The sequence below is a fragment of the Achromobacter aloeverae genome (assembly GCF_004121055.1).
Classification (GTDB): domain Bacteria; phylum Pseudomonadota; class Gammaproteobacteria; order Burkholderiales; family Burkholderiaceae_B; genus Bordetella_C; species Bordetella_C aloeverae.
The window spans coordinates 437,523-461,693 of record NZ_PYAL01000004.1; the positions used below are offsets into that span (position 1 = coordinate 437,523).

Annotated in this window: 21 protein-coding genes, 1 tRNA gene and 1 riboswitch; of the genes, 13 read left to right on the forward strand and 9 right to left on the reverse strand. The window is 64.2% G+C overall.

The window, feature by feature from the left end; translation table 11 throughout:
• Nucleotides 1-798 (forward strand): ABC transporter permease, encoded by a 798-nt coding sequence (locus C7R54_RS16070; RefSeq protein ID WP_240039548.1) that lies wholly within the window; start codon nucleotides 1-3, stop codon nucleotides 796-798.
• Between the two features lie 10 nt (nucleotides 799-808).
• Here the strand turns inward: C7R54_RS16070 and C7R54_RS16075 are convergent, their stop codons facing one another.
• Nucleotides 809-1,870, reverse strand: coding sequence for an NAD(P)-dependent alcohol dehydrogenase (locus C7R54_RS16075; RefSeq protein ID WP_129151443.1), 1,062 nt, complete (start codon nucleotides 1,868-1,870; stop codon nucleotides 809-811).
• Nucleotides 1,871-2,151: 281 nt separating this feature from the next.
• Nucleotides 2,152-2,721, reverse strand: coding sequence for a manganese efflux pump MntP (gene mntP, locus C7R54_RS16080; protein ID WP_129151444.1), 570 nt, complete (start codon nucleotides 2,719-2,721; stop codon nucleotides 2,152-2,154).
• 44 nt (nucleotides 2,722-2,765) lie between these two features.
• Nucleotides 2,766-2,903, reverse strand: a riboswitch (yybP-ykoY riboswitch).
• Between the two features lie 315 nt (nucleotides 2,904-3,218).
• Between mntP and tpiA the strand changes: the two genes are divergently transcribed.
• The 4 genes from tpiA (at nucleotide 3,219) to C7R54_RS16100 (ending at nucleotide 5,712) form a co-directional block, all read left to right on the forward strand.
• Nucleotides 3,219-3,983: a triose-phosphate isomerase gene (tpiA, locus tag C7R54_RS16085; RefSeq protein WP_129151445.1), complete on the forward strand. Its 765-nt coding sequence runs from the start codon at nucleotides 3,219-3,221 to the stop codon at nucleotides 3,981-3,983.
• A 20-nt stretch (nucleotides 3,984-4,003) separates the two neighbouring features.
• Nucleotides 4,004-4,480 carry a preprotein translocase subunit SecG gene (secG, locus tag C7R54_RS16090; RefSeq protein ID WP_129151446.1) on the forward strand — a complete coding sequence of 159 codons (477 nt, stop codon included), beginning with the start codon at nucleotides 4,004-4,006 and terminating at the stop codon, nucleotides 4,478-4,480.
• Nucleotides 4,481-4,601: 121 nt separating this feature from the next.
• Nucleotides 4,602-4,686: transfer RNA gene (locus C7R54_RS16095), tRNA-Leu, on the forward strand.
• A 255-nt stretch (nucleotides 4,687-4,941) separates the two neighbouring features.
• Nucleotides 4,942-5,712 carry a hypothetical protein gene (locus C7R54_RS16100; RefSeq protein WP_129151447.1) on the forward strand — a complete coding sequence of 257 codons (771 nt, stop codon included), beginning with the start codon at nucleotides 4,942-4,944 and terminating at the stop codon, nucleotides 5,710-5,712.
• Nucleotides 5,713-5,792: 80 nt separating this feature from the next.
• On the opposite strand, the gene C7R54_RS16105 is transcribed toward C7R54_RS16100, so the two are convergent.
• The 3 genes from C7R54_RS16105 to C7R54_RS16115 all read right to left on the reverse strand — a co-directional run bounded on the left by C7R54_RS16105 (nucleotide 5,793) and on the right by C7R54_RS16115 (nucleotide 8,920).
• Nucleotides 5,793-6,782 (reverse strand): tripartite tricarboxylate transporter substrate binding protein, encoded by a 990-nt coding sequence (locus C7R54_RS16105; RefSeq protein WP_129151448.1) that lies wholly within the window; start codon nucleotides 6,780-6,782, stop codon nucleotides 5,793-5,795.
• 80 nt (nucleotides 6,783-6,862) lie between these two features.
• The gene (locus C7R54_RS16110; RefSeq protein WP_129151449.1) at nucleotides 6,863-8,077 is read right to left on the reverse strand and encodes an alpha-hydroxy acid oxidase; all 1,215 of its coding nucleotides are present in this window, start codon (nucleotides 8,075-8,077) and stop codon (nucleotides 6,863-6,865) included.
• Between the two features lie 93 nt (nucleotides 8,078-8,170).
• Nucleotides 8,171-8,920, reverse strand: a complete 750-nt coding sequence (locus tag C7R54_RS16115; protein WP_129151450.1) for an IclR family transcriptional regulator — start codon at nucleotides 8,918-8,920, stop codon at nucleotides 8,171-8,173.
• Between the two features lie 279 nt (nucleotides 8,921-9,199).
• Here C7R54_RS16115 and C7R54_RS16120 point away from each other — a divergent pair, with 279 nt between their 5' ends.
• Both C7R54_RS16120 and C7R54_RS16125 read left to right on the forward strand, forming a co-directional pair.
• Entirely contained in the window at nucleotides 9,200-10,174 is a 975-nt protein-coding gene (locus C7R54_RS16120; RefSeq protein ID WP_129151451.1) for a Bug family tripartite tricarboxylate transporter substrate binding protein, read from the forward strand.
• 26 nt (nucleotides 10,175-10,200) lie between these two features.
• Entirely contained in the window at nucleotides 10,201-11,409 is a 1,209-nt protein-coding gene (locus tag C7R54_RS16125) for a lactonase family protein (protein ID WP_129151452.1), read from the forward strand.
• Here C7R54_RS16125 and C7R54_RS16130 read toward each other — a convergent pair.
• Nucleotides 11,384-11,767 (reverse strand): response regulator, encoded by a 384-nt coding sequence (locus C7R54_RS16130; protein ID WP_204524342.1) that lies wholly within the window; start codon nucleotides 11,765-11,767, stop codon nucleotides 11,384-11,386. The two genes, C7R54_RS16125 and C7R54_RS16130, sit on opposite strands and share 26 nt — an antisense overlap.
• Entirely contained in the window at nucleotides 11,764-13,002 is a 1,239-nt protein-coding gene (locus C7R54_RS16135) for a sensor histidine kinase (protein ID WP_129151453.1), read from the reverse strand. Before C7R54_RS16135 ends, C7R54_RS16130 begins: the two co-directional genes overlap by 4 nt.
• A 227-nt stretch (nucleotides 13,003-13,229) precedes the next feature.
• On the opposite strand from C7R54_RS16135, the gene glf reads away from it, so the two are divergent.
• The 3 genes from glf to C7R54_RS16150 all read left to right on the forward strand — a co-directional run bounded on the left by glf (nucleotide 13,230) and on the right by C7R54_RS16150 (nucleotide 18,701).
• Entirely contained in the window at nucleotides 13,230-15,662 is a 2,433-nt protein-coding gene (gene glf, locus C7R54_RS29435; RefSeq protein ID WP_204524343.1) for a UDP-galactopyranose mutase, read from the forward strand.
• The gene (locus tag C7R54_RS16145) at nucleotides 15,643-16,761 is read left to right on the forward strand and encodes a beta-glucosidase (RefSeq protein WP_129151454.1); all 1,119 of its coding nucleotides are present in this window, start codon (nucleotides 15,643-15,645) and stop codon (nucleotides 16,759-16,761) included. Before glf ends, C7R54_RS16145 begins: the two co-directional genes overlap by 20 nt.
• 113 nt (nucleotides 16,762-16,874) lie before the next feature.
• Nucleotides 16,875-18,701 (forward strand): ABC transporter ATP-binding protein, encoded by a 1,827-nt coding sequence (locus C7R54_RS16150; protein WP_204524344.1) that lies wholly within the window; start codon nucleotides 16,875-16,877, stop codon nucleotides 18,699-18,701.
• On the opposite strand, the gene C7R54_RS16155 is transcribed toward C7R54_RS16150, so the two are convergent.
• A complete protein-coding gene (locus C7R54_RS16155) occupies nucleotides 18,680-18,970 on the reverse strand; it encodes a hypothetical protein (protein WP_129151456.1) in 291 nt (96 codons plus the stop codon). The genes C7R54_RS16150 and C7R54_RS16155 overlap by 22 nt on opposite strands.
• 77 nt (nucleotides 18,971-19,047) lie before the next feature.
• Entirely contained in the window at nucleotides 19,048-19,836 is a 789-nt protein-coding gene (locus tag C7R54_RS16160) for an OBAP family protein (RefSeq protein WP_129151457.1), read from the reverse strand.
• A gap of 451 nt (nucleotides 19,837-20,287) precedes the next feature.
• On the opposite strand from C7R54_RS16160, the gene paoA reads away from it, so the two are divergent.
• The 3 genes from paoA to paoC are packed head-to-tail and all read left to right on the forward strand — an operon-like array spanning nucleotide 20,288 to nucleotide 24,126.
• Nucleotides 20,288-20,977: an aldehyde dehydrogenase iron-sulfur subunit PaoA gene (gene paoA, locus C7R54_RS16165; RefSeq protein ID WP_129151587.1), complete on the forward strand. Its 690-nt coding sequence runs from the start codon at nucleotides 20,288-20,290 to the stop codon at nucleotides 20,975-20,977.
• Nucleotides 20,974-21,924 carry an FAD binding domain-containing protein gene (locus C7R54_RS16170; RefSeq protein WP_129151458.1) on the forward strand — a complete coding sequence of 317 codons (951 nt, stop codon included), beginning with the start codon at nucleotides 20,974-20,976 and terminating at the stop codon, nucleotides 21,922-21,924. Before paoA ends, C7R54_RS16170 begins: the two co-directional genes overlap by 4 nt.
• Before the next feature lie 3 nt (nucleotides 21,925-21,927).
• The gene (gene paoC, locus C7R54_RS16175; RefSeq protein ID WP_129151459.1) at nucleotides 21,928-24,126 is read left to right on the forward strand and encodes an aldehyde oxidoreductase molybdenum-binding subunit PaoC; all 2,199 of its coding nucleotides are present in this window, start codon (nucleotides 21,928-21,930) and stop codon (nucleotides 24,124-24,126) included.
• Nucleotides 24,127-24,171: the final 45 nt, after the last annotated feature.

Here is a 24,171-nt window from a genome sequence, read left to right on the forward strand (position 1 = left end):
GTGAAACAACTGTGGAAACGTACGGTGCGCAGCCGGCAGGCTTTAGCCACGATGCTGGTTCTGCTGGTCATCTGGGAGATCGCGGTGCGGACGCTGGGAATCCGGGAGTTCCTGCTGCCCGCGCCCAGCAAGGTCATCCTGGAGTTCTTCAAGCAGCCGGGTTACCTGCTCATGCAAAGCCTGGATACGCTGCGCACGACGCTGGCCGGTTTCGTGCTGGCGGTGGTGCTGGGCGTGGCGGCGGCGATCGGCATTGTCTATTCGCGCTTCCTGGACCGTACCTTGTACTCGCTGCTGGTGGCGATGAATGCGGTGCCCAAGGTGGCGCTGGCGCCGCTGTTCGTGATCTGGCTGGGCACCAGCGCGGCGCCGAAAATCGCCATTGCCCTGTTGATCGCCATTTTTCCCATCCTCATCGACACCGTGCTGGGGCTGCGGTCCACCGATCCGGACATGCTGGACATGGCGCGCGTCAACCGGGCGTCGCGCGCCAAGATCCTATGGAAAATCCGCTTTCCCAATGCCATGCCCAGTTTGCTGGCCGGCATGAAGGTGGGGATCTCGTTCGCGCTGGTCGGCACCATCGTGGGGGAGTTCGTCGCCGGTGAAACGGGCCTGGGCCACGTGATCCTGGTGGCCCAGGGCAGTTTCGATACGCCGACGGTCTTCGTCGCCCTGGCCTTGCTATGCATCCTGGGCGTGCTGCTCTTCAAGGCGATCGAGTTCGCGGAGGAACGCCTGCTGGGATGGCATGCGTCCCAGCGCGAGCGTCCCGAGGCCGGCGCGGGGGGGATCTAGGTCCGCCGTCCTACTGCTGCTGCAGTGAAGCCGAGTCGATCACGAAGCGGTATTTCACATCGCTCTTGAGCATGCGCTCATAAGCTTCGTTGATCTTCTGCATCGGGATCAGTTCGATATCGGACGTGATGCCGTGCTCGCCGCAGAAGTCCAGCATTTCCTGGGTTTCCGCGATTCCGCCGATGAGCGAGCCCGCCAGGCGGCGGCGCTTGAAAATCAGGTTGCCGACCTGGGGAGACGGATGGTCGTGCTCGGGCACGCCCACCAGCACCATCGTGCCGTCGCGGCGCAGCAGGTTCAGGAAGGGATTGAGGTCGTGCTTGGCCGCCACCGTATTGATGATGAGGTCGAAGCTGTTCGCGTGGGCGTTCATTTCGTCGGGGTTCCTGGAAATGACCACTTCTTGCGCGCCGAGGCGCTTGCCGTCCTCGATCTTGGACGGCGAGGTGGTGAACAGCACCACGTGCGCGCCCATCGCGGCGGCCAGCTTCACGCCCATGTGGCCCAGCCCGCCCAGGCCGACGATGCCGACCTTCTTGCCGGGGCCGGCCTTCCAGGTGCGCAGGGGCGAATAGGTGGTAATGCCCGCGCACAGCAGCGGCGCCACGCCGGCCAGGTCCAGGTTCTTGGGAACGTTGAGGACAAAGGCCTCGTCCACCACCATCCGCGACGAGTATCCGCCATAGGTGACGGCGCCGGTCTGCTTGTCGATGCCGTTGTAGGTCGGCACGAAGCCTGTTTCGCCTTCGCAGTACTGCTCCAGGCCTTCCTTGCAGCTGGCGCAGGTACGGCAGGAGTCGACCATGCAGCCCACCCCGACGATGTCGCCGACCTTGAACTTGGTGGCCTGCGAGCCGACGGCGGTCACGCGGCCGACGACTTCGTGGCCCGGCACGACGGGATAGATGGTGTTGCGCCACTCGTCGCGAGCCTGGTGCAGGTCGGAGTGGCAGACGCCGCAGTACAGCACTTCCAGCTGCACGTCGAATTCGCGCAAATCGCGGATCTGGTAGTTGAAGGGGCCAAGCGCGGCCTTGGGGCCGGTCGCGCCGAACGCGTAAGAAGTAGTCATGGGAATCTCCCGACAGCGACAAGGATTGCGGAAACCGTGGAGGGAACGGCGCGGCGCGGTTCGCGCGGGCGCAGCGCCGTGTTCCGGCGGCCGCCTGGGCGCGCGACCTGGCGGCGTGCCGCCCTGATCCACGTCAGCGTCAATACTAGGCTGATTCCCCGGACGAATGCGTGCCTAAACGAAGCGGATACTTGCCTATTTCTCCGACATTTTTCTCATTGACGGGCATGTGCCGCACCTGGCTGCCCGCCTCTCGCTGCGCGACCTCCTCCCTGGTGGACTCAGGCGCGCAGGTGTTCGAACAGGATGGACGTGCCGACGCCGATCAGCACCAGTCCGCCGAATATTTCCGCGCGCTTGCCGGCCAGGCTGCCCAATACCCGGCCCAGCATGAAGCCTGTCGTCACCATCAGCAGGGTGGCCAGCCCGATGACCGAGGCGGTGACCAGGATATTGTTGTCGATGAAGGCCAGGCTGACGCCGATCGCCATCGCATCGATGCTGGTGGCGAAGCCGGTCAAGGCCAGGTTCCAGAAGGAGTGCTTGCGGGGCGGCCTGTCCGCCTCGTCCTCGCCGGGCGCGCGGACGGCGTTGCGTATCATCAGGAGCCCCAGGATGGACAGCATGACGAAGGCCAGCCAGTGGTCCCAGTTCTCCACATATTTGGCCGCGACGGAGCCGACCAGCCACCCGATCAGGGGCGTGATGGCCTCGATCACGCCGAAGATCACGCCGGCGCGCAGGGCATCGCTGAAGCGGGGCTTGTGCAGGCTGGTGCCCTTGCCGATGGCGGCCGCGAAGGCATCGGTCGACATGGCGAAGGCCAGGAGGAGGGTGGCGGCGAAATTCATGGGGACGGAGCGCTCGGCCGGGCGACGCATAGATTTCCCTGTGCGCCCGGCTGAAGCACAAGGAAAACCATGGTCTCGCCAAGCCGCTACGGCTGCCGGCGCCATGGCCGCGAGGCCAAGAATGTTGACGCGGGCGCTTCCAGGGGATCGGAAGCAGGCTACTCCCCAAGTGAGCGGCCAGTTTAGCAGCGGCGGATGACAGCGGGGAGTAACAAGTACGTGCTTGCGGGTGGGTGACGGGCAAAAGGATGAGGGGCGGGCCTCGCCGCGGATGTCCCTCGGGGGCAAGTTCTCCCCCCGAATCCGCCGAACAGGATACAATCACGGGTTTGACCGGGATTTTTTGGTGGGTCCGTCTTGCTACGGCCGTGGGGCCGTGGATAGGTGCGGGAGATTTAAGTCTCCCGCGATGCCCGTCCGGCTGTGGGGCGGGGGACCGCCGAGGCCTGTTCCGAACTTAATTCCTGAACCAACTCCGGTTTGCCTAGCTTATATCTATGACGACGACAGATCGCCAAGCCCCGTCCACCGTCCAGCGCGCGCGCCTGGTGCTGGGCAATTGGAAGATGCACGGAACCCTGGCCGACAACGCTGCCTTGCTGGCGGCCTTGCGGCAGGGCGCTGGCAACCATTGCGAAATGGGCGTATGCGTGCCTTTCCCCTATCTGGCCCAGGCCGAGTCGCTGCTCAAGGGCAGCACCATTTCCTGGGGCGCGCAGGATATCAGCGTGCATGAGAAGGGCGCCTATACGGGCGAAGTGGCGGGCGCCATGCTGCGGGATTTCGGCTGCCGCTGGGCCCTGGCCGGTCATTCGGAACGCCGTGCCATGCACGGTGAAAGCGATCAACTGGTTGCCGACAAGGCGCGCGCCGCGCTGGCCGTGGGGCTGACCCCGGTGGTCTGCGTCGGCGAGACCCTGGAAGAGCGCGAGGGCGGCAACACGCTGGGCGTCATCGAGCGCCAGCTGGAGCCGGTCCTGGCCCTGGGCGCCGACGCGCTGGCCAGGCTGGTCCTGGCCTACGAGCCGGTCTGGGCGATCGGCACCGGCCGCACCGCGACGCCGGAGCAGGCGCAGGAAGTGCATGGCGCCATCCGGGTGGCGCTGCGCGGCCTGGGCGTGCCGCAGGTCCGTATTCTTTATGGCGGCAGCGTCAAGGCAGCCAATGCCGCCACGCTGTTCGCGATGCCCGACATCGACGGCGCCCTGGTGGGCGGCGCGTCGCTGGTGGCCGATGAATTTTTACGCATAGCCGCTGTTTGAACAGCGTTTCGGAGTAAGAGATGTCTTTGATGCAATCGATTCTGATGGTCGTCCAGGTGCTGTCGGCACTGGCCATCATCGTCCTGGTCCTCCTGCAGCAGGGCAAGGGCGCCGATATGGGTTCGGCTTTCGGCAGCGGTTCCGCCGGCAGCCTGTTTGGCGCTTCGGGCGCTGCCAATTTCCTGTCGCGGACCACGAAATGGGCGGCGGTCGTCTTCTTCGCCACGACCGCGGGCCTGGCCTATGTGACCCACAAGGGCGTGGGCGCGCCGGTCGAATCGGGCGTGATGCAGAACTACCAGGCGCCGCCCGCCGATCGCTCCGTGCCGCAAGTTCCGGGCGCTCCGGCGCCTGCCGCTGGCAGCTCGGTTCCCGCGGCCCCGGCCGGCAATGCGCCCGCCGCCGCGCCGGCCAAGCCTGACGCGTCGATCCCGCAGGCGCCGGCCGCTCCGGCCGCGCCCGCCCCGGCCACGCCTGCCGCGCCGGCCTCCAAGTAAGCCCACCGGGCCCTGCCGTGCCAGGGCCCGGTTCCCTCTATCCGCGCCCACATAAGGGCCGGAACCGTGCTAGAATCTTGGACTTTCCAGCGGCCAGTGCGCTGGAAGCAAGAGTTACCCTGCCGACGTGGTGAAATTGGTAGACACGCTATCTTGAGGGGGTAGTGGCGAAAGCTGTGCGAGTTCGAGTCTCGCCGTCGGCACCAGGAATTTGTTCCAGGCTAGTCCTGGAAGCGCAAGAAGCCCGTAAGAATCAAAGTCTTACGGGCTTTTTTGTCGGCTGCGCCCTTTGATGTCGACAAGGCGGAGCTTGGCCCTGTCCAGATCGTCCGGGCGCCGGGTCATGGCCACATCCCCTAGCCAACCTTCCACTTTTGCTCCACAATCAATATTTAGAAATATTTGTCATAATTTGATTTGATTGGAGAGGGAGCGTGGTGGCTGCACCTTTGCGGATATCCTTGATCGGCCTATTGAGTTCCACGGTCGCACTGACCGGTTGCGGTGTTCCTATTACGGGGCCGTGGGATGATCCTGCCAAACAAATCGTCGCCGACCCCGCGACGTATTCGAGCGAGCGCATGAAGGTGGGGAACCTTTCGCGCTCGGTCCGGGAAAAATTACCTCAGCCGGGCACCGAGGCTTTGGGCTTCAAGACGTTGAAGGTATCCGCCAGCCTCCATACGGAAGGGGCCGAGGGCAAGTCGACCGACAGCGAAGTCGAGAGCACGTACATCAACGATCAGGACGACGGTTTCGTACGCGGCATCACGCATCAGACACGCAACGGCCTACCCTATTTCTTTAGTCTCGACCTTACGTATCGTGGGCTGGCGCCGTTCATCGAGCAGTCCGGGATGACCACGGCGCTGAGACTTCCTGGCCTTGAACGGGCGCGAGAGATCAAGGAATGGCCGGCCGACGTACGCAATGTCCCCGAACATGGCACTTTCACGTTCGAATGGGAGTCGATGTATTACTTCGGCTCGTCCTTGCAGATGTCTCGCAGGGTCACTTGCACCAGCGGCGACAACTACCCGGCTTCTCGCTTCATGCCGCAAGTTCCTGGGCAGGCGGTCGACATGACATGCACGTTCTTTAACAAAAACGGAATCGAAACCAGAAGGGAAAAGCTGGTATATCTGCGAACATACGGCATCGCCCTGACCGTGGAGCTTACGCAGGCCTCGGCGAAGAGCACAGTGCAATACAAGACGCTGGTCGCGGAATAAATAAGCGGCAGCGACAGGCGTGCTACGCCCGCCGGTCCATCTTGCCCAGGGTGGAGTCTTCCGCCCCGCCCTGCGGCGCCTTACTCCGCCGTCAACAATCCAGACGACACCAGTCCGCGATAAGTTTCCGTCTGGCGTTCCAGGAACTGGTCGAAGTCGCCGCCGCTCATCTTGACCGGTACGCCCCCGATATCTTCCACGCGCTTGCGGACCGCGGGATCGTCGAGGGCGGCGTTGCTGGCGTCCACCAACCTTGCGACGACCGCGGGCGGAACGCCGCGCGGCGCCATGGTGGCCGTGAAGGGCGCGATATCCACGTCCGGTTGCTTGAGCTCCGCCATGGTGGGGACATCCGGCAAGGAAGCTACGCGCTGGGAAAATACGACCGCCAAGGCGCGCAGCTGGCCCGCCCGGATCAACTGCAAGGCCGAAGGCAGGTCCGTCGCCACCGCATCCAGCTGGCCGCCCAGCAGGTCCTGCACCGCCGGTCCTGCTCCCTTGTAGGCCGCGATGATGAACTTCTGCGACAAGGCCTTCTGCATCTGCAGGATGTTGACATGCCCCGCCGTGCCATTGCCAGGATGACCGAACTTGAGCGCGCCGGGATGCGCCTTGCCATAGGCCACCAGGTCCGCGTAGGACTTCAACGGCGAGTTGGCCTTGGTGACGATGACATCGGGAACCTGGGTCAGCAAGGCCACGGCCTTCATGTCCTTCAATCCATAGCTGGCGGACTTGCCCGCCAACTGCCAACTGGCCACGATAGGGGCGGTCGTCCCGATCATGATGGTGTAGCCGTCGGGTTCGGCGCGGACCATCTGCGATGCGCCTATCATGCCGCCCGCGCCACCCTTGTTCTCGACGATGAACGACTGCCCCAACTGCTTGCCGTACGCTTCCGCGAATATGCGCGCGCTGCTGTCGGCATTGCCGCCAGGCACGAAGGGCACGATGACGCGTACCGCATGGGTGGGGTAGCTGGATTCTTGCGCCCATCCCATCAAGGGATATGCAAGCACGCTGGCCGCGATGGCCGTGGCGAGGGTGCGGCGATGACGATGCAGGATCATTTTTGTCTCCGGGTAAATGGGTTTTTTTGGGTTTGCCTACTTGGGAAAGCGCCGGCGGCCGGGCGCGGCGGGCAAGGCGACTAGACCGGGACCAAGTGCTCCCTGCCCAGGTCGGCAAGCCTGCGAACGCCCAGCAAGGCCATGTCCCGATGAATCTCGTCGCGCAGCAGGTCGATGGCATGGGCGACGCCTTGCTGGCCGCCAACCGCGGCGGCATAAGCCATGGGACGCCCCACGAACACGAAGTCGGCGCCTTGTGCCAGCGCCTTCAACACGTCCGTGCCGCGCCGGATGCCGCTATCGAGCATCAGCGCCATCCGGCCTTTTGCCTTCACGGCATCCGGCAGCACCAGCAGGGGAGGGACCGTCCCGTCCAACTGCCGTCCGCCATGATTGGACAGGATCACGCCATCGGCGCCAGCCTGTTCCGCACGCATGACATCCGTCGCGGAAATGATGCCTTTCACCACCAGCTTGCCCCGCCATTGCCGGCGTATGAGCGCCAGATGCTCCCAGGACAAGTGATCGCGCAAGCCAAACTGCCGCACGACACTGCTGGAAATGATGGGCACGCCTCTGCCCGACCCCGCGTTCTCGAAATGCGGCATGCCGTGCCTGGCCAAGGTCCGCCCCAGCGTCCGCAGCAACCAGCGCGGCCGCAGCAAGCCGTCCCAGGCCAGTCGCAGGCTGGGCCGCAGCGGCGTGGAGAACCCCACGCGCACATTGTTCTCGCGATTGGCCAGCGTGGCCGTATCCACCGTCACGACCAGCGTCCGGAACCCGGCTTTTTCGACACGCTGGATCAGGCCCTCGATATGCGCCGGCTCACCCGGGATATAGGCCTGGAACCAGGCGCTGGTGGGCGCCGCTTGCGCCACGCGTTCCATGCGCGTCAGCGATGCGCCGCTCAATACATAAGGGATGCCTGCCGCCTCGGCCGCGCCGGCCATGGCAACGTCGCCGTCGAAGGCGAACATGGCGCACAAACCCATGGGCGCGATGCCGAATGGCGTGCGGTAGACCTGCCCCAGCAATTCGCGCCCCTGTTCACGCGCGGACACATCCACCAGGACATTGGTGCGAAACATGCATTTGCGAAAGGCTGCCACGTTGGCCTGCAATGTGACGTTGTCCTCCACGCCGCCCTGCAGGTAGCCAAAGATAGGCCGCGGCAGGATCCGCCGCGCCGCCGGTTCGAAATCGCCCAGGGACAGGATGCCGCGCAAGGCGGGGGGAAGATGGCGCCGTGCATTGGGCGCGGGACCGAGCTGTTGCCTCGGCGGGGGAGTGGTCATGGGATTTCCGGAGAAGACCTGCGGCCACGCAGGAAAGCTCACATTGGAAGACACCCCGGTCCGCGCCGGCAATGCGTTACGCGGTACGTAACATCAGGGGTGCCATGTGGCACGCAAGGCCGTGGCCGGAACGCCGCCCAGGGCCACGCCCAGGCGCTTGGCGGCAGCGACCGTTTGCGGCGCCAGCTTGCGCAATACCGCGGGCGTCAGGCGCTCCACCGGGCCTGAGGTGCTGATGGCGCCCAGCACCGTGCCTTGCCCGCCTCGCACCGCCGCGGCGACCGCGGCGGCCCCCGTGGAACGCTCCGCGCGGGCCCAGTGATAGCCCTGACGCCGGATGCGCTCGTAGAGATCGCCCGGTTCACCCAGCGCGGCCAGGATGGCGCGCCCCGGCGCACCCAGGTCCAGCGGCAGCAGCTCGCCCGAGCGTGGATGATCCGGACGCGCGTTAGGGCCGTCGCAACGCATCAGGCAGCTGCGCAGATTGCCTTCGTGCACATAGAAGGAAGCGCTCTCTCCCGTGTCGATGGAAAGTTGGCGCAGGATGGGTTCGATCACCGACCCCACGTCGAATTGCGCCTGGTAGCGCGACCCTATCCAGCCCGCCGCGGGGCCCAGCCGCCACGCGCCATCCTTGCGTTGGACCATGAAGCGCGACAAGGCCAAGGTGCGCGCCAGCCGCAAGGCGGTAGGCTTATGCATGCCGGTGCGGCGGGCCAGCTCTGTGAGAGAGAGGAACACTTCGTCGCCTCCGTCGAATGCCTTGAGCAGGGACATGGCGCGCACGACGGCATGCACATGCTCCTGCCCCGGCGTCGGCGCAATGTCTTCGGGGCCTCTCATGACGGGCCGCCTGGGGGCCTCGGCTACGGTAGTGGTCGATGCGGTTGTCGGACGGGAGGGAGATTTCGTCATGCGCTTTCCGTGTGTGCAAGGCGTGTCGCCATGAGATGGCAATGTTACGCCTGCCGAAACGCCTTGCCTTTCCCGGGAGAGCTGCTCATCATGCCAGCCTCGCGACAATGCCCCCATGTCGTGGGGCCGACATCGCTTGCTGCCCACGAGTGATGCCTCGGTCCTGGGACAAGCGAGCGACAAAAAGAACTTGATGGAGACGTAGCCATGAGCATCACGATGAACCCCGTCCGGCGCCGCCTGCTCGGCGCGGCGGCCATACTTCCCTTCGCCGCTCGTGCTCAGGACCGCTATCCCGGCAGGCCGATCCGCATGATCATTCCCTTCGCGGTAGGCGGCGCCACCGACGTGCTGGGACGGGAACTGGGCCAGGCCATGGGGGCCAGCCTCAACCAGTCCTTCGTCGCCGAGAACATGGGCGGCGGCGCGGGCGTGCCCGCCCTGAATACCGTGGCGCGGGCCGCGCCCGACGGCTATACGGTGTTCTTCTGCGCGTCCGGCAACATCACCAGCCAACCCCTGCTGAGCAAGAAGCGCGTGGACATCCTGACCGAGGTGATGCCGGTGGCGATGGTGGACACGGCGCCGCATGTCCTGGTAGTGAGCGCCAAGACGCCGTTCAAGTCGGTCGCCGAACTCATCGCCTATGCCAAGGCCAACCCGGGCGCGCTGAACTTCGCGTCCGCCGGTGTCGGCGGCCTCGCGCACCTGGGCACGGAACTGTTCGCGCGTAGCGCCGGCATACAGATCACGCACATACCGTACAAGGGCGCAGGCCAGGTCATGACCGACTTGTCCGCCGGCCGGGTCCAGGCGATTTTCGGCACCATGCCTTCCTTCACGGCAATGATCAACGGGGGGTCGATACGCGCGCTGGGCATCACGGCGCCCAGCAATTCGACACCCTTGAAGGGCCTGCCCTTGATTTCCGACACTGTCCCGGGCTTCACCTACAGCACCTGGAACGCCATATTCGCACCCGCCCATACACCCGCGAACGTCGTCGACCGCCTCTACGAGGCCGTGCGGGACGCGCTGCGCGATCCGACCCTGGCACGCCATTTCGATGAACAGGGCGTGGACCTGCTGTTGAAGAACGGCACGGAATTGAGCGACATCGTGCGCAAGGAAACGGCGGTCTGGGACCGCGTGATCCATGACGCCGGCATTGAATTGAACTGAACTGAACTGACGGAGCGAAGCACGCGATGGCACAGGACGCAGGCAGGATAGCCGGCGCAGGACATGAACATGAACAGGGCCGGGATCTGCTGGCATCCGTCGGCCCCCGGCTCGTCCGGTACCGCCTGGATGCCGCCGGATTGGTCGAGCAAGACGCCCTGGCGCTGCCGCTCGACGTCCAGTACGCGTCCTTCCACCCGCATCATCCCGTCGCCTATGTGGCGTGCAGCAATGGCGGCGTCGCCAGCCCCGGCGACCGCCACGCCCTGTTCCAGGTCTCCATGGATGCCGAGGGGATGCGCCTGCTGGGGCAGCCGCTGGCGCTGCCCTACCGCCCCCTCCATGTGTCGGTGGATGCCGGGCGGCACCGCGTCGCCCTGGCGTACAACCGTCCGGCCGCGCTGACCCTGCACACGCTGGATTCGCAAGGCCTGGCGGCGGCGGGGCATGTGTTGGCCGAAGGGGAGGACCTGGTTGGACATTTTCCGCATCAGGTCATCCCGATACCCGGCAGCCAGGACTTGCTGCTGACCTGCCGCGGCGACGACGCAAGCACGGCGAACCGGGAAAATCCTGGGTCATTACGCGTGCTGCGGCAAGAACGGGGGGCCGTGGCCTGCGTACAGGCGGTGGCGCCCGAGGGTGGCTATGGCTTCGGTCCGCGCAACTGCGCCTTCCATCCGCGCAAACCTGTGCTGTACAGCGTGCTGGAGCGGCAGAATCGTCTTGTGGCCTTCGTCTATCGGGACGGCGCCATAGCCGACACGCCATCATGGAGCGTCGGCTTGTTGCGGCAGCCCGATCAACCGCGGCGTCCGCAATTGGGTGGCGCCATCGCGATGCATCCCGGCGGCCGGTACGCTTACGTGGTCAACCGTGCGCATCCAGCACCCGCGGCGCCAGGCGCCCCCGCGCGCTGCGGCGAGAACAGCATCGTCGTGTTCCGGCTGGATGACGTGACCGGCGAGCCTAGGGTATTGCAACGGGTGGCCCTGGACGGGCTGCACGCGCGCTGCATTGCGCTGAGCAGCGACGGCTCGATACTGGTGGCCGCTTTTCGCCAGGCGGGGCGCTACCTGGACGACGGAGATGTCGTCGTTAGCCGTTCCGCGGGGTTCGCCAGTTTCGCGGTGGCCCCTTCCGGCGAGTTGTCGCTCTTGCGCCAGGATGCGGTAGAGACGGGTGACGCATCCTTGTTCTGGGCTGATTTCACGCCGGCCCATCCCGCTCGGTGAGCACACGCACCAGCGCCGTGCGCAGTTGCTCCTGATTGAAAGGCTTGCCCAGCACCTGCGCGGGGTAATCCGTACGGCGCCCCTGGTCGCCGTAGCCCGTGGAATAAAAAAAGGGTATGCCTTTTTCGGCGAGGGCGGCCGCCACCGGCTCGACCGGGTCGCCGCCCAGGTTCATGTCGAGCACCGCGGCGTCCACGCTTTCGGCATCCAGCAGCAGCAATGCCTGCTTCACGCTACCCGCGGGTCCCACCACCGCGCAGCCGAAATCCGTCAGATAGTCCTCGATGAGCATTGCGACCAACGCCTCATCCTCGACGACAAGAATCTTGCGTGCGGACAGAATTGCCCCATCCATCATTTCACCTCCACCCGATTTTCCAGGGGTACGTCAATGCGGCACACCAGGCCGCCGGGCGCAAATTCCAGAGTTGCCTTGCCGCCTATTTCCTGCGCGATGCCGCGCTCGATCAGGCGCGATCCAAAGCCGCGTCGAAGGGGAGGGGCGACGGGCGGTCCGCCGGTCTCGGTCCAGACGATCGCCAGACGTTCTGAAGTCTCCTGCGTGGTCGTGGCGACGCCCGCCTGCTGGCGGTCCGCATCTTCGTCGCTCTTTCCCGGGGCCCCTGCCGTGGCGGCATGCCCTGCGGCTGAGCGCAGCCATTGCACTTCCACGAGACCTGCTTGTACCGACAGGGCCCCGTATTTCGCCGCATTCGTCGCCAGTTCATGGAACGCCATGTTCAGCGTCAATGCGGCGTTGGGCGCGAAAACCACGTTCGGCCCGCCGATCCTGAACCGGGCCGGCGTGCCGTCGTAAGGTTCGAGCGTGGCCTGCAGGAGCTCCGACAGCGTCGTCCCGCGCCACGTGCTACGGGTCAACAGGTCATGGGCCCGCGACAGCGCCAGCAGGCGGCTCTCGAACTGAGCCATGAACTGCTCAAGATCGCCCGCGTGGCGGTAAGTCTGGTGAGCGAGCGAATGGACCGCCGCCAGTGAGTTCTTCACACGATGGTTGAGTTCATCGAGCAAGAGCCGCTGGCTTTCCGCGGCCTTGCGCCGATCGGTGTCGTCGCGCATGATCTTCAGGTAGCCCTCCAGATTCCCTGCCGCATCGCGCAACGGCATCATCATGCCGCTGCCCCATACCCGCCGGCCGTCCTTGCAGAGATGCCAGCGTTCATTCGTCGCGTGCCCAAGCTGGTTCGCCATCTGCCGCTCGAACACGTTTCGCTTGATCGCCTGATCCTGGGCGGTGAGAATGAGATCGAGGGACCTGCCCAGAACCTCCTTTTCCTCATACCCGAACATACGGGAGGCGCCCGGGTTCCAGGACTGCACGGTTCCATCCAGCCCGAGCGTCAGGATCGCGTAGTCAATGGCGCTTTCGACGATGGAGCGGTAGCGCGCTTCCTTGTCGCGACGCGACCTTTCCACCGTGCAATAGTCCACCGCGGCGGATAGGCTGGCGGAGAGTTGCGCGAGCTCATCCAGAAGGGCTCTTCCGTCGGCGGGCCGCACATCCGCATATGCGCGCGCCAGCTGCTGAAGGCGCCTGATGCGGTGCTCCACATCCTTGACGTGCTCGTCTGACATAACCGGACCTCGTCCGCTTGATCATCAAGCGGGTTGTGCGCAGCAAGCGGCACGCCCGGTGACGCCATCGTCCAGCATGGCGACGGATGCCCACCGTGCTGAACGATGGCTCAGGGCTTGCTAAAGGCGGTGGTCCGTTGGGATGCGCGCGTACACATCCAGCCGGCCAAAACCCTCGCCTGCCATCGACGGCAGGCGACCACTGGGCCCTCCAAGGAGCATCCACAATGAGATTGTTCGAGACCGAGGGCCTGTCCACGGCCTCCGGCGCCAGCCACGACGTGGCCGCCGGAGATCCCCCGCCCATCCTTTGCTTTTCGCACCTGCGATGGGAGTTCGTGTTCCAGCGACCGCAGCACCTGATGGTCCGATGGGCGACAGAGCGCAAGGTCGTGTTTATAGAAGAGCCCATCATCGATGGCGCCGAAATTCCATGGCTGGAAGATAGGCATGCACATGATCGGGTGCTGGTGTTGCGCGCGCACGTAGGCGCGGACAACGCGGCCGATGCGCAGCGACGCTTGCTGGAGAACTTTTGCCAGGAGTACGGCATCCGTGAGCCTATTCTTTGGTATTACACCCCCATGAGTCGCGCGTTCTCACGCGATATCCCGGCCAGCCTGATCGTCTACGACTGCATGGACGAACTTTCGGCCTTTTGCGGCGCCCCGGCGCAATTGGTCGATATGGAGAGCGAGCTGTTCGATGCCGCCGACGTGGTCTTCGCGGGCGGATACAGCCTGTACCGGGAGAAGCGCAAGCGGCATCCCAACGTGCATCTTTTTCCCAGCAGCGTGGACATCGCTCACTTCCGCCAGGCGCGCGGCATGGGCGAACACGTAGCGCGTCCACTGCCGGACCAGGAAGCGAAGATCGCTGAGCCTCGGCTGGGATTCTTCGGTGTCCTCGACGAACGTTTCGACGGTTCCTTGGTCCAGTCGGTGGCGCGCATGCGGCGCGACTGGCAATTCGTGCTCGTCGGCCCCGTGGTCAAGATCGACCCCGCATCGCTGCCGGTAGCCCCGAACATCCATTACCTGGGACCATGCGCGTATGACGCCCTGCCTGCCCATCTCGCCGCCTGGCAGGTCGCATTGATGCCTTTCGGCATCAATGCCTCGACGCGGTTCATCAGTCCCACCAAGACGCCTGAATACCTGGCGGGGGGTAGGCCGGTCGTCTCCACGCCCATCGCCGACGTCGTGCGGACCTATGGCGGGAGCGGGGTGGTGCATATCGCAGCGGACGCGCACGCGTTTGTCTCCGCCATCGAAGACGCGCTGGTACAGATGAAGGAGCCTGGGTCGGTATGGAAGCAGGCGGACCACGCCCTGGCGGGAATGTCCTGGGACGCAACATGGCGCGGGATGCGCGAGGTGATGGCCGGCGCCCTGTCGACGCGCCGGCCGGCAGCCGTTCTTCCCGGCCGCGGCGCCTCGACAGGACGTGTCGTGGGAAAACCCTGGGGGCAAAAACGGTATGACTATCTCATCGTCGGTGCCGGCTTCGCGGGTTCGGTCCTCGCCGAGCGTCTTGCCGCGGACGGAAAGCAGCACGTCCTGCTCATAGACAAGCGTCACCATATTGGCGGCAACGCCTACGATTGCCACAACGCGGATGGACTGCTGATCCATCGCTACGGCCCCCACATTCTCCATACGAATTCCGACAATGTCGTGTCCTACCTTTCCCGGTTCACTGACTGGCGCCCCTACGAGCACCGCGTCCTTGCCAGTGTGGACGGCATGTTGGTGCCCATGCCGATCAACCTGACCACGCTTGCGCGACTCTATGGAAGACCATTCAGCCCCGACGAAGCCGAGCAATTCTTCGCGATGCATGCCGAACCGGTGGACCCTGTCCTCACGTCGGAAGACATCGTGGTTTCGAAGATAGGCCGTCAGTTGTACGAGAAGTTCTTCCGCGGCTATACCCGCAAGCAGTGGGGGCTGGATCCATCCCAACTGGACAGCGCCGTCGCGGCGCGCGTGCCCGCAAGGACCAGCCTGGACGATCGATACTTCACGGATGCGTTCCAGAAAATGCCTGCCGAAGGGTATACGCGCATGTTTGAACGCATGCTGGACCATCCCAACATTACGCTGGCGTTGGGTGTGGACTTCCGTGACGCCAGGCGTGGCGCCTCGTTCGAATCGCTGATCTACACGGGCCCGATAGACGAGTACTTCGGCTATCGTCATGGCCGGCTGCCCTATCGCTCCCTGCGCTTCGAACACAGGACGCTGCGTCAACCCTGGCTTCAAACCGTCGGCGTTGTCAATTATCCCGCCGAAGCGGTGCCTTATACCCGCGTCACGGAATACAAGCATCTCACGGGGCAGCGTCACCCGCATACGGCGATAACGTACGAATATCCGTCGGATATCGGGGACCCTTACTATCCCATCCCCCGGCCCGAGAACGCGGCGCTCTACAGGCGATACCAGGCGCTCGCCGACGAGGAGACAGGCGTGCGCTTCGTCGGCCGGCTGGCGACGTACCGCTACTACAACATGGACCAGGTCGTGGCCCAGGCGCTCGCGACGTATGCGTCGATCGCGCGAGGCGACACACCGGCGGCCCCCGCGACACGAAACGCGGCTGTAGCCCCATCCGAAGACAGCCCAAGGAGAGCCGTGCATGCAGACGCCTTACGCTAGCTTCATGCAAGGGGGCTTTGAATGTTCCTGCCTGCGTTTTTCCGACGGCAGGCAACTCGACATGATTGCCGCCACGGGGCATGACCGCCATGCAAGCCGGGACTACGGAGCGATGGCCCTGCATGGCATTCGTTCGGTGCGGGATGGGTTGCGTTGGCATCTCATTGGCGCAAGTCCCAATTCGTATGACTGGTCCAGCCTGCGACCTCTCGTCGCGGCGGCCAACGAACACGACATCCAGGTGACCTGGGACCTATGCCATTATGGCTGGCCGGCGTGGCTGGATATATGGTCTGCGCGGTTTCCCGAGGCATTCGCGCGCTATGCGGCGGCGGCCGCGCGTACCCTGGGCGCGCTGTCGCGGCAGCCGCCGCTCTATAGCGTGATGAACGAGATTTCCTTCTGGTCCTGGGCCGGCGGGCAAATGGGCAACTTCGGTCCCACGGAAACCGGCAGGGGGGCCGACCTCAAGCGGCAGCTCGCCCGTGCCGCCATCCAGGCGAGCGAGGCCATCCTGGAAGTCGATGCCCGTGCCCGCCTGGTCGCCCCGGAGCCGCTGATCGCGGTTCATCCGGGAGAGGATGGCGACGTCGAGGCTGCGCGCGCGCACCACGACGCGCAATACGAGGCCTGGGATATGCTCTGCGGCCGTATCGAGCCCGAACTGGGCGGCAGCGCCGCCTTGCTGGACATCGTGGGGGTTAATTTCTACCCCTATAACCAGTGGCGGCTGGACGGGCCGACTGTCAGGCAGGGCGAGCCGGCGTACCGGCCCCTGCGCGAACTCCTGGGGAATGTGCACCGCCGTTACGGGCGACCGATCGTCATCTCCGAAACGGGCGCGGAGGGTGTAAACCGCCCCGGCTGGCTGCAGTATGTGGCCGACGAGGTGGCCGCGGCGATGCGCGCCGGAGTTCCAATGGCTGGCATATGCCTTTATCCCGTGACGGACTATCCCGGTTGGGAAGACGGGCGCCACTGTCCGACCGGATTGCTGGGGCTGGCCTCCGAAACCGGAGAGCGCCCGGTCTGCGTAGAGCTGGCCGCCACCGTGCTCCGATTGTCGGAGCGTTTCCGGCTCCAGCCATGCGTCGCTTAGAGAAGGGTGGGGAAAAAGTCGTGTCGTCTTTCCTTTTTACTCGTCGGCGGCGCGCACGGGCCCGGGCAGCGAACGCGATCCAGCGGCGCCCGATTCCTTTCCTGCTTTCCTATATGACCGCACGGCCGTGGTCATTCGGGGCGCTGGTGACGGTAATCGTCCTGGCGGGCAGCTGTGCCGTGGCCGTGCAGTACGCGATGAAAATGATCGTGGATGCCATGTCCGACGGGCGAAATGGCGGCAGCGTATGGACCGCGCTCGCGCTGTTCATGTCGCTGATCGTGGTCGAGTCCATTTCCTGGCGGCTCAGCGGATGGGTGGGCTGCCGCAGGATCGTCGATGCGTGCGCCCGAATACGCGTCGACCTGTTCGATCATTTGTCCCATCATTCGGCCGGCTATTTCTCATGCCATCATTCCGGCGCCCTGGGTAATCGCATCAGCGGCACGGCGAACTCCGCCGCGGCGATCTACAGCGCGGTGACGTGGAACATCGTGCCACCGTGCGTGGACTTCGTCGGCGCGGTGGCCGTGCTTGCCGTGGTGGAATGGCGGATGGCGGTGGTCCTGGTCTCGTTTGTTGCCTTGACCGCCGTGACGCTTATCGGCTTTGGCGCCAAAGGACGCGATCTGCACCAGCATTACGGCAATCAGCTGGCGCGTGTCAGCGGCGAGATCATCGACACGATATCCAATATATGGACCGTACAGGTGTTCACCGGCCACATACGCGAACGCATGCGGCTGGAACACGAGGTCGCCGTCGAGGCAGCCGCGCAACGGCGCAGCTGGATGTACGTGGAGGCCGCAAGGGTCATCCACGATGTTTTCCTGTGGATCATGACCGGCGTCATGCTGGTGTGGGTCTTGCGTTCATGGACGGCGGGGACCGCCAGCGCGGGCGACGTGGTCGTGGTCAGCGCCCTGTCTTTCCGTATCCTGCACGGCTCCCGCGACCTGGCGCTGGCGCTTGTCGCCACATCGCAGCATTTTGGCGTGATCAGGGAAATGCTGGACGTCATTGCAAAGCCGCATGAAACCCCGGACCGTCCCGGCGCACGCGACCTGGTCTGGCAAGGCGGCCGGATAGACGTGGAGCGTGTCTCATATCACTATACGGCGGGGAAACCCGCATTGCGCGCCCTGGATCTCAGCATTCCCGCCGGGCAGCGCGTGGGCATCGTGGGGTTGTCGGGGGCGGGCAAGTCGACGTTGTTGGCGATGTTGCAGCGCGCATATCAGCCCACGTCCGGACGCATACTCGTCGACGGCCAGGATTTGCAAGACCTGCGGATAGACAGCCTGCGCGCCGTGCTGGGCGTCGTTCCGCAAGATATCAGCCTGTTCAGGCGTTCAGTCATGGAGAATATACGCTATGGGCGACCGGACGCCGGCGACGGCGAAGTGCTGCAAGCCGCTCGGCAGGCGCACTGCCTGGAGTTCATCGAACGCCTGCCGCAGGGTTTGGACACGCTGGTTGGAGAGCGTGGGGCGCAGTTGTCCGGCGGGCAGCGCCAGCGCATCGGAATCGCTCGCGCTTTCTTGAAGGACTCGCCCATTCTCCTGCTGGATGAAGCGACCAGTTCGCTGGACAGCCAATCCGAGCTGCTGGTCAAGGAGGCGCTGGAGCGCCTGATGCGCGGGCGCACCGTCATCGCCGTCGCGCATCGGCTATCCACGCTCGCGCGTTATGACCGCATCCTGGTGCTGGATGCGGGCAGTGTCGTCCAGGACGGCACGCTGTGCGAACTCCTGGGGATGGACGGACCTTTCCGGACGCTTTGGCGATTGCAGAGCGATGACGCGATGAGGGACGGCCAAGTCGGGATGTCACGGGACCTGCGCGACGAAATACCGGGAAAGCGGGGCGAGTCGGGGAAGGTGGCGATGGCGCGCCTTGCGGGTTTGGACACCCCGAATCATTCCTCCGCCGATCGATGAAACCATGCCTGCACCCATGCCAACGCATACTCCGCCGCGTCCGTCGGCGTGTCGAAGCCGCGGATGGAGGGCAGGGCACGGCTTTCCATCCTGCCCTCACGGGTATGGACTACGTCGATTCGAACCTCGTAACTGCCTGAGTCGACAGGCGCAATCTTGGTGGCCACGTCCCATTGCGCCTCATGCGTGTCATGCGTCCCTTGCGCGCCTGCCGGCGACGTGTCCAGAACACTGATTGCCGGTCCTATCGTTTTGAGCAGCTTTTTCATGTTGGCCCGCGATAAAAAAATACCGATATGAGTGCCTATCCCGATATAAGTGCCTATCCCTTTACCGCCAGCCCCGCCTATGGTTTCAGGTTCTTCACGCTGACCTCGGACGCCTGGAGCTGGATCGTTTTCCCCCTTTCCCAGGCGTTTGCCCCCTGAGCAACTGCTGGCGTGGCGATATCCCCACGGTTTTTCCGCTGTTCCGAGGTGGATAGCTTCAGCCGGTCGTCGCGGGCCTGGACCAGCGCGGCATCGACCTGCCCGTCACGTGTGAAGCCCATCATCAATTGCGGAATGCCCAAGGGAAGTTGATGTCCCTGGTCGACCTGCCAGGTGTGCCACGTCTTGCCATACGTGGAAACGAGGTCCTGCATCAAGGCGTGTTCCGCCACGTCCGGTATCCCAGGGGCAATCAGCTCCCCGGACTTCACTTCATAGGCATGGCTGTGCCAAAGCTTTTTTTCCTCTTCAGGCAGCGACAGGAAAAGGCGCTCGCTGACGATGTATTCAATGCCGATCAGTCTCGCGTCCTTGGCGTTCGAGTCGAATATCACGCACTGGTGGAAGTCTTCCGTCAGGTGGGTGCAGAAATGGTGCGCTTCGACTTGCCGGTTCATGTCGTCGGCATAGAAGTGAAAGCCGTTGAGGTAGGCATTCATCGCGTCGAGGGTCGGCTTGGATTGCAATACCCCGGCGCCCGCATCCAACAGGTGGCTTTTGGCGCTGCGTCCGGTGCCCGCAACGGGGCTGCCGGCGTCTTCCGCGGCGTTGGCTTCATGCGCCAGGAAACCTGTGACCGGGAGGATCGCGCCCTTCAACAGAGACAGGTTGAATGCGCGTCTGCAATTGCAGCGGGGATTTTTCATAAAGTCTCCAGGTCGTGATGTCATGTCGGGTCGCAAGCTTCGCCGGGCCTGCGAATTTGGATTGCGCGCTCGATGGGCTCGCGTGGCTTGCCTTCGAGGGCAACTGGCGTGCTCCACATCAGCAGCGGTCGTGTTATCCGGAGCATGACGACACTGCCGTCTTGCACATGGTTAAGGCGTTTTTCAATTCGATCCAATTTTTTGAATACTGTTTTGCCTGCTTGTTGCCGAAAATCAGATGCGGCGCACGAAATTCCCTATTATTGATTTATCGAGGCCGTGCCCTCCGTGCCCTTCGCCACGGCCTGCTCATCTGGTCGAATACCGTTGTACGGAAACCGTCCCCGGACAGGCGACCTGCCAGTCCGGATTCAAGCTACGCGATTCCTGGGAGCAAACCATGAGTACTCCAACGCCAGAACGCCTTGGCTCACCGGCCGTTCAGCCGGCCATGCACGTATATGACGTCGACGGCCTGAAAATTACCCGCCGTGAACTGTTGAAACTGGCGGGTACAGGCGCCGCGGCGATTGGCTCGGTACCGCTGGGCCAGACTAAGGCCAATGCCGCCAATGCCGCCAATGCGTTGACTACCGCCGGCCGTGACGAAAACCTGGAAATGGCGCCGGTGACGGTGGATACGACGATGACCGTGAACGGTAGCCAGTATTCCCTGTCGCTGGATACGCGAACCACGCTGCTCGACGCCTTGAGGGAGCACCTCCGGTTTACCGGCACGAAAAAGGGCTGCGATCACGGTCAATGCGGCGCTTGCACCGTCATCGTCGATGGCAAGCGCATCAACTCCTGTCTTTCCCTGGCCGTCATGCACAACGGTAGTACGGTCACGACCATAGAGGGCCTGGGCACGCCAAATCGCCTGCACCCGATGCAAGCGGCTTTCATCAAGCATGACGGCTATCAATGCGGGTATTGCACCCCCGGGCAAATTTGTTCCGCGGTCTGTGTACTGGACGAAATCAAGGCAGGGGTACCGAGTCACGTCACCGAGGACCTCGTCGCGACGCCACAACCCACCGCCATGGAAATGCGCGAACGCATGAGCGGCAATATCTGCCGCTGTGGCGCGTATTCGAATATTTCCGAGGCGATGCTGGAGGTCTCGGGGAGCCAGCCATGAAGCCCTTTACCTACGAGCGCGCGACGTCGGCCGCGCAGGCAGCGGCTTCGCTGGCCGGGACGCCCGGCGCGAAGTTCATCGCAGGGGGGACGAATCTGCTCGACTTGATGAAGCTGCGGATAGAAACCCCCATGCATTTGATCGACGTCAACGGCTTGGCCTTGGACGCGATAACGCCCACGTCCGACGGCGGCCTGCATATCGGTGCGCTGGTCAGGAATACGGACCTGGCGGCCGATGAACGTGTGCGCCGCGACTATGCCGTACTGTCGCGCGCGCTGCTGGCGGGCGCATCGGGGCAATTGCGCAATAGGGCGACGACAGCGGGCAATCTCCTGCAGCGAACACGGTGCCCCTACTTCTACGACACCAATATGCCCTGTAATAAGCGCCGTCCCGGTAGCGGGTGCGGCGCGATGAAGGGCTACAACCGGACGTTGGCGGTGGTCGGCGGAAGCACCGCATGCATTGCCACCCATCCCAGCGACATGGCGGTCGCCATGCGCGCGCTGGATGCGAAGGTGGAAACGATCAGGCCGGACGGCAAGTCCAGGGTAATACCGATAGTCGAACTGCATCGGCTGCCGGGCGATACGCCGGAGGTCGAAACGGATCTCGTCCCGGGTGAATTGATAACCGGCGTGACGCTACCCAAGCCGGTGGGCGGCAAGCACTTCTATCACAAAGTGCGCGACCGCGCGTCCTATGCCTTTGCCCTGGTTTCGATAGCGGCGATCGTGCAGGATGACGGCAGTGGTCGCGTGGCGGTCGGCGGCGTGGCTCCCAAACCGTGGCGAGTCGAAGCGGCGGAACAGGAGATGACCCGGGGCGAGAAAGCCGTGGCGGCGTCGCTCTTTGCCGATGCCCAACCAACGCAGCACAACGCGTTCAAGATCGAGCTGGCTGAACGTACGCTCGGCGCGCTGATGACTCAAGCCAGGAGCTGACAGATGAAATTCGATACGCCTGCGGATATCAATCCGATCGACCAGCTTCGCGTCGTCGGCAGGGCGACTGACCGCATCGACGGACGCTTCAAAGTGACCGGGACGGCGCCCTATGCGTATGAACGGCACGACGTGGTCCAGAATCCCGCGTACGGCTTCGTGGTGGGGGCTGCCATCGGCAAAGGCCGGATCGCGTCCGTCGACCTGCGGGCGGCCGAAGCCAGTGCGGGCGTGCTCGCCGTCGTTACGGCCGATAACGCCGGAAAACTCGCCAAGGCGGGCCGCAATACGGCCAAGCTGCTGGCGGGCCCGGATGTCGACCATTATCACCAGGCTGTCGCCATGGTCGTGGCGGAAACCTTCGAGCAAGCGCGCGACGCGGCGGAGAAGGTCAAGGTCGATTATGTGGCGCAGGGGGGCAGGTTCGACCTGGCCGAAGCCCGGGCCGATGCTCCGCTGGCTGGAAGCGGGTACTGGGGAGAAGCGGCGACGTCGGTGGGGGATTTCCAGGGCGTCTTCAGCGCGGCTCCCGTGCAGCTGGATGCCACGTACACGACGCCCGATCAGGGCCATGCGATGATGGAGCCGCATGCGACGACCGCGCGGTGGGACGGCGACAAGCTGACGATCTGGACTTCGACGCAAATGGTTGCCTGGGATGCGGGCGACATCGCCAAGACCTTGAATATCAAGCGTGAGAATGTGAGGGTGGTATCCCCCTACATCGGGGGTGGGTTCGGCGGAAAGCTCTTTTTGCGTGCCGATGCGCTCTTGGCGGCGCTCGGCGCCAAGGCGGCGGGGCGTCCCGTCAAGGTCGCGTTGACGCGCCCCCTGATGTTCAACAACACCACGCATCGGCCCGCGACCATCCAGCGCATTCGGATCGGGGCGGCACGCGACGGACGCATCGAGGCCATCGGCCATGAAAGCTGGTCGGGCGACCAACCGGACGGGCAGCCGGAAACGGCGGTGAACCAGACTCGGCTGCTATACAGTGGAAGCCATCGGATGACGGCGATGCGGCTAGCCACGCTGGATCTCCCGGAGGGCAATTCGATGCGTGCCCCCGGGGAAGCCCCCGGCATGATGGCCCTTGAGATCGCGATGGACGAGATGGCGGAGAAGCTGGGCCTGGATCCCGTCGAGTTTCGTCGGCGCAATGACACCCAGGTCGATCCTGAAGATCCAAGCCGCCCGTTTTCGCAAAGACAGCTCGTGCAATGCCTGGGTATCGGGGCCGAGCGCTTTGGGTGGAATAAGCGCAAGCGTCCTGGCCAGGCGCGGGAAGGGCGCTGGCTGGTGGGTCTCGGTATGGCGGCCGCTTTCCGCAATAACCTGGTCACGCCTTCGGGTGCCAGGGTGCGGCTGGACGCGCGCGGCATCGTCACGGTCGAGACCGACATGACCGATATCGGTACGGGAAGCTACACCATCATTGCCCAGACTGCTGCCGAAATGATGGGTTTGCCGCTGGACCAGGTCGCGGTAAGTCTTGGTGATTCGGACTTCCCTGTTTCGTCGGGCTCGGGCGGACAGTGGGGCGGGAACAGCTCCACCGCGGGTGTCTACGCCGCCTGCGTGAAACTGCGCGAGGCCGTCGCCCGGAAACTGGGTGTCCCGCATGAGGCGGCGCGCTTCACGGAGGGTTTTGTCGAAGCTGATGGAAAGCGTGCAAGCCTGGCCAGTCTTGCGGCGGACGGTGACATCGAGGCGGAAGACAAAATGGAGTATGGGGACCTGGCCAAGAAGTACCAGCAATCCACTTTCGGCGCCCATTTCGTGGAAGTGGCGGTTGACAGCGCGACGTACGAGATACGGATTCGGCGCATGCTGGCCGTCTGCGCCGCGGGTCGCATCCTTAATCCGAAGTCGGCGCGCAGCCAGGTGATCGGCGCCATGACGATGGGAGCCGGCGCTGCCTTGATGGAGGAACTGGTCGTGGACAAGCGCTTCGGCTTCTTCGTGAATCACGACCTGGCCAGCTACGAAGTTCCCGTTCATGCGGATATCCCTCATCAGGAGGTGATATTCCTCGATGAGACCGACCCGACTTCTTCGCCGATGAAGGCAAAAGGCATCGCCGAGCTTGGAATATGCGGCGTAGCCGCGGCGGTCGCAAACGCCGTCTACAACGCCACCGGCGTTCGTATCAGGGACTATCCCGTTACGCTGGACAAGCTCATGCGCGGCGCCCCCGCATGAGCTGGCGCGACGCGGAAAAGTGGCCGATACTGGGGGCCGTCCTGA

Excerpts from the sequence above, each read along its gene's own strand:
- mntP (WP_129151444.1), bottom strand. The coding sequence starts at position 2,721 with ATGAATTTCGCCGCCACCCTCCTCCTGGCCTTCGCCATGTCGACCGAT.
- C7R54_RS16115 (WP_129151450.1), bottom strand. The coding sequence starts at position 8,920 with ATGAGAGGCCCCGAAGACATTGCGCCGACGCCGGGGCAGGAGCATGTG.
- C7R54_RS16155 (WP_129151456.1), bottom strand. The coding sequence starts at position 18,970 with ATGAAAAAGCTGCTCAAAACGATAGGACCGGCAATCAGTGTTCTGGAC.
- C7R54_RS16160 (WP_129151457.1), bottom strand. The coding sequence starts at position 19,836 with ATGAAAAATCCCCGCTGCAATTGCAGACGCGCATTCAACCTGTCTCTG.
- C7R54_RS16135 (WP_129151453.1), bottom strand. The coding sequence starts at position 13,002 with ATGTCAGACGAGCACGTCAAGGATGTGGAGCACCGCATCAGGCGCCTT.
- C7R54_RS16150 (WP_204524344.1), top strand. The coding sequence starts at position 16,875 with ATGACCGCACGGCCGTGGTCATTCGGGGCGCTGGTGACGGTAATCGTC.
- C7R54_RS16170 (WP_129151458.1), top strand. The coding sequence starts at position 20,974 with ATGAAGCCCTTTACCTACGAGCGCGCGACGTCGGCCGCGCAGGCAGCG.
- C7R54_RS16105 (WP_129151448.1), bottom strand. The coding sequence starts at position 6,782 with ATGATCCTGCATCGTCATCGCCGCACCCTCGCCACGGCCATCGCGGCC.
- C7R54_RS16120 (WP_129151451.1), top strand. The coding sequence starts at position 9,200 with ATGAGCATCACGATGAACCCCGTCCGGCGCCGCCTGCTCGGCGCGGCG.
- tpiA (WP_129151445.1), top strand. The coding sequence starts at position 3,219 with ATGACGACGACAGATCGCCAAGCCCCGTCCACCGTCCAGCGCGCGCGC.
- paoC (WP_129151459.1), top strand. The coding sequence starts at position 21,928 with ATGAAATTCGATACGCCTGCGGATATCAATCCGATCGACCAGCTTCGC.
- C7R54_RS16110 (WP_129151449.1), bottom strand. The coding sequence starts at position 8,077 with ATGACCACTCCCCCGCCGAGGCAACAGCTCGGTCCCGCGCCCAATGCA.
- glf (WP_204524343.1), top strand. The coding sequence starts at position 13,230 with ATGAGATTGTTCGAGACCGAGGGCCTGTCCACGGCCTCCGGCGCCAGC.
- C7R54_RS16075 (WP_129151443.1), bottom strand. The coding sequence starts at position 1,870 with ATGACTACTTCTTACGCGTTCGGCGCGACCGGCCCCAAGGCCGCGCTT.
- secG (WP_129151446.1), top strand. The coding sequence starts at position 4,004 with ATGTCTTTGATGCAATCGATTCTGATGGTCGTCCAGGTGCTGTCGGCA.
- paoA (WP_129151587.1), top strand. The coding sequence starts at position 20,288 with ATGCACGTATATGACGTCGACGGCCTGAAAATTACCCGCCGTGAACTG.
- C7R54_RS16145 (WP_129151454.1), top strand. The coding sequence starts at position 15,643 with ATGCAGACGCCTTACGCTAGCTTCATGCAAGGGGGCTTTGAATGTTCC.
- C7R54_RS16130 (WP_204524342.1), bottom strand. The coding sequence starts at position 11,767 with ATGATGGATGGGGCAATTCTGTCCGCACGCAAGATTCTTGTCGTCGAG.
- C7R54_RS16125 (WP_129151452.1), top strand. The coding sequence starts at position 10,201 with ATGGCACAGGACGCAGGCAGGATAGCCGGCGCAGGACATGAACATGAA.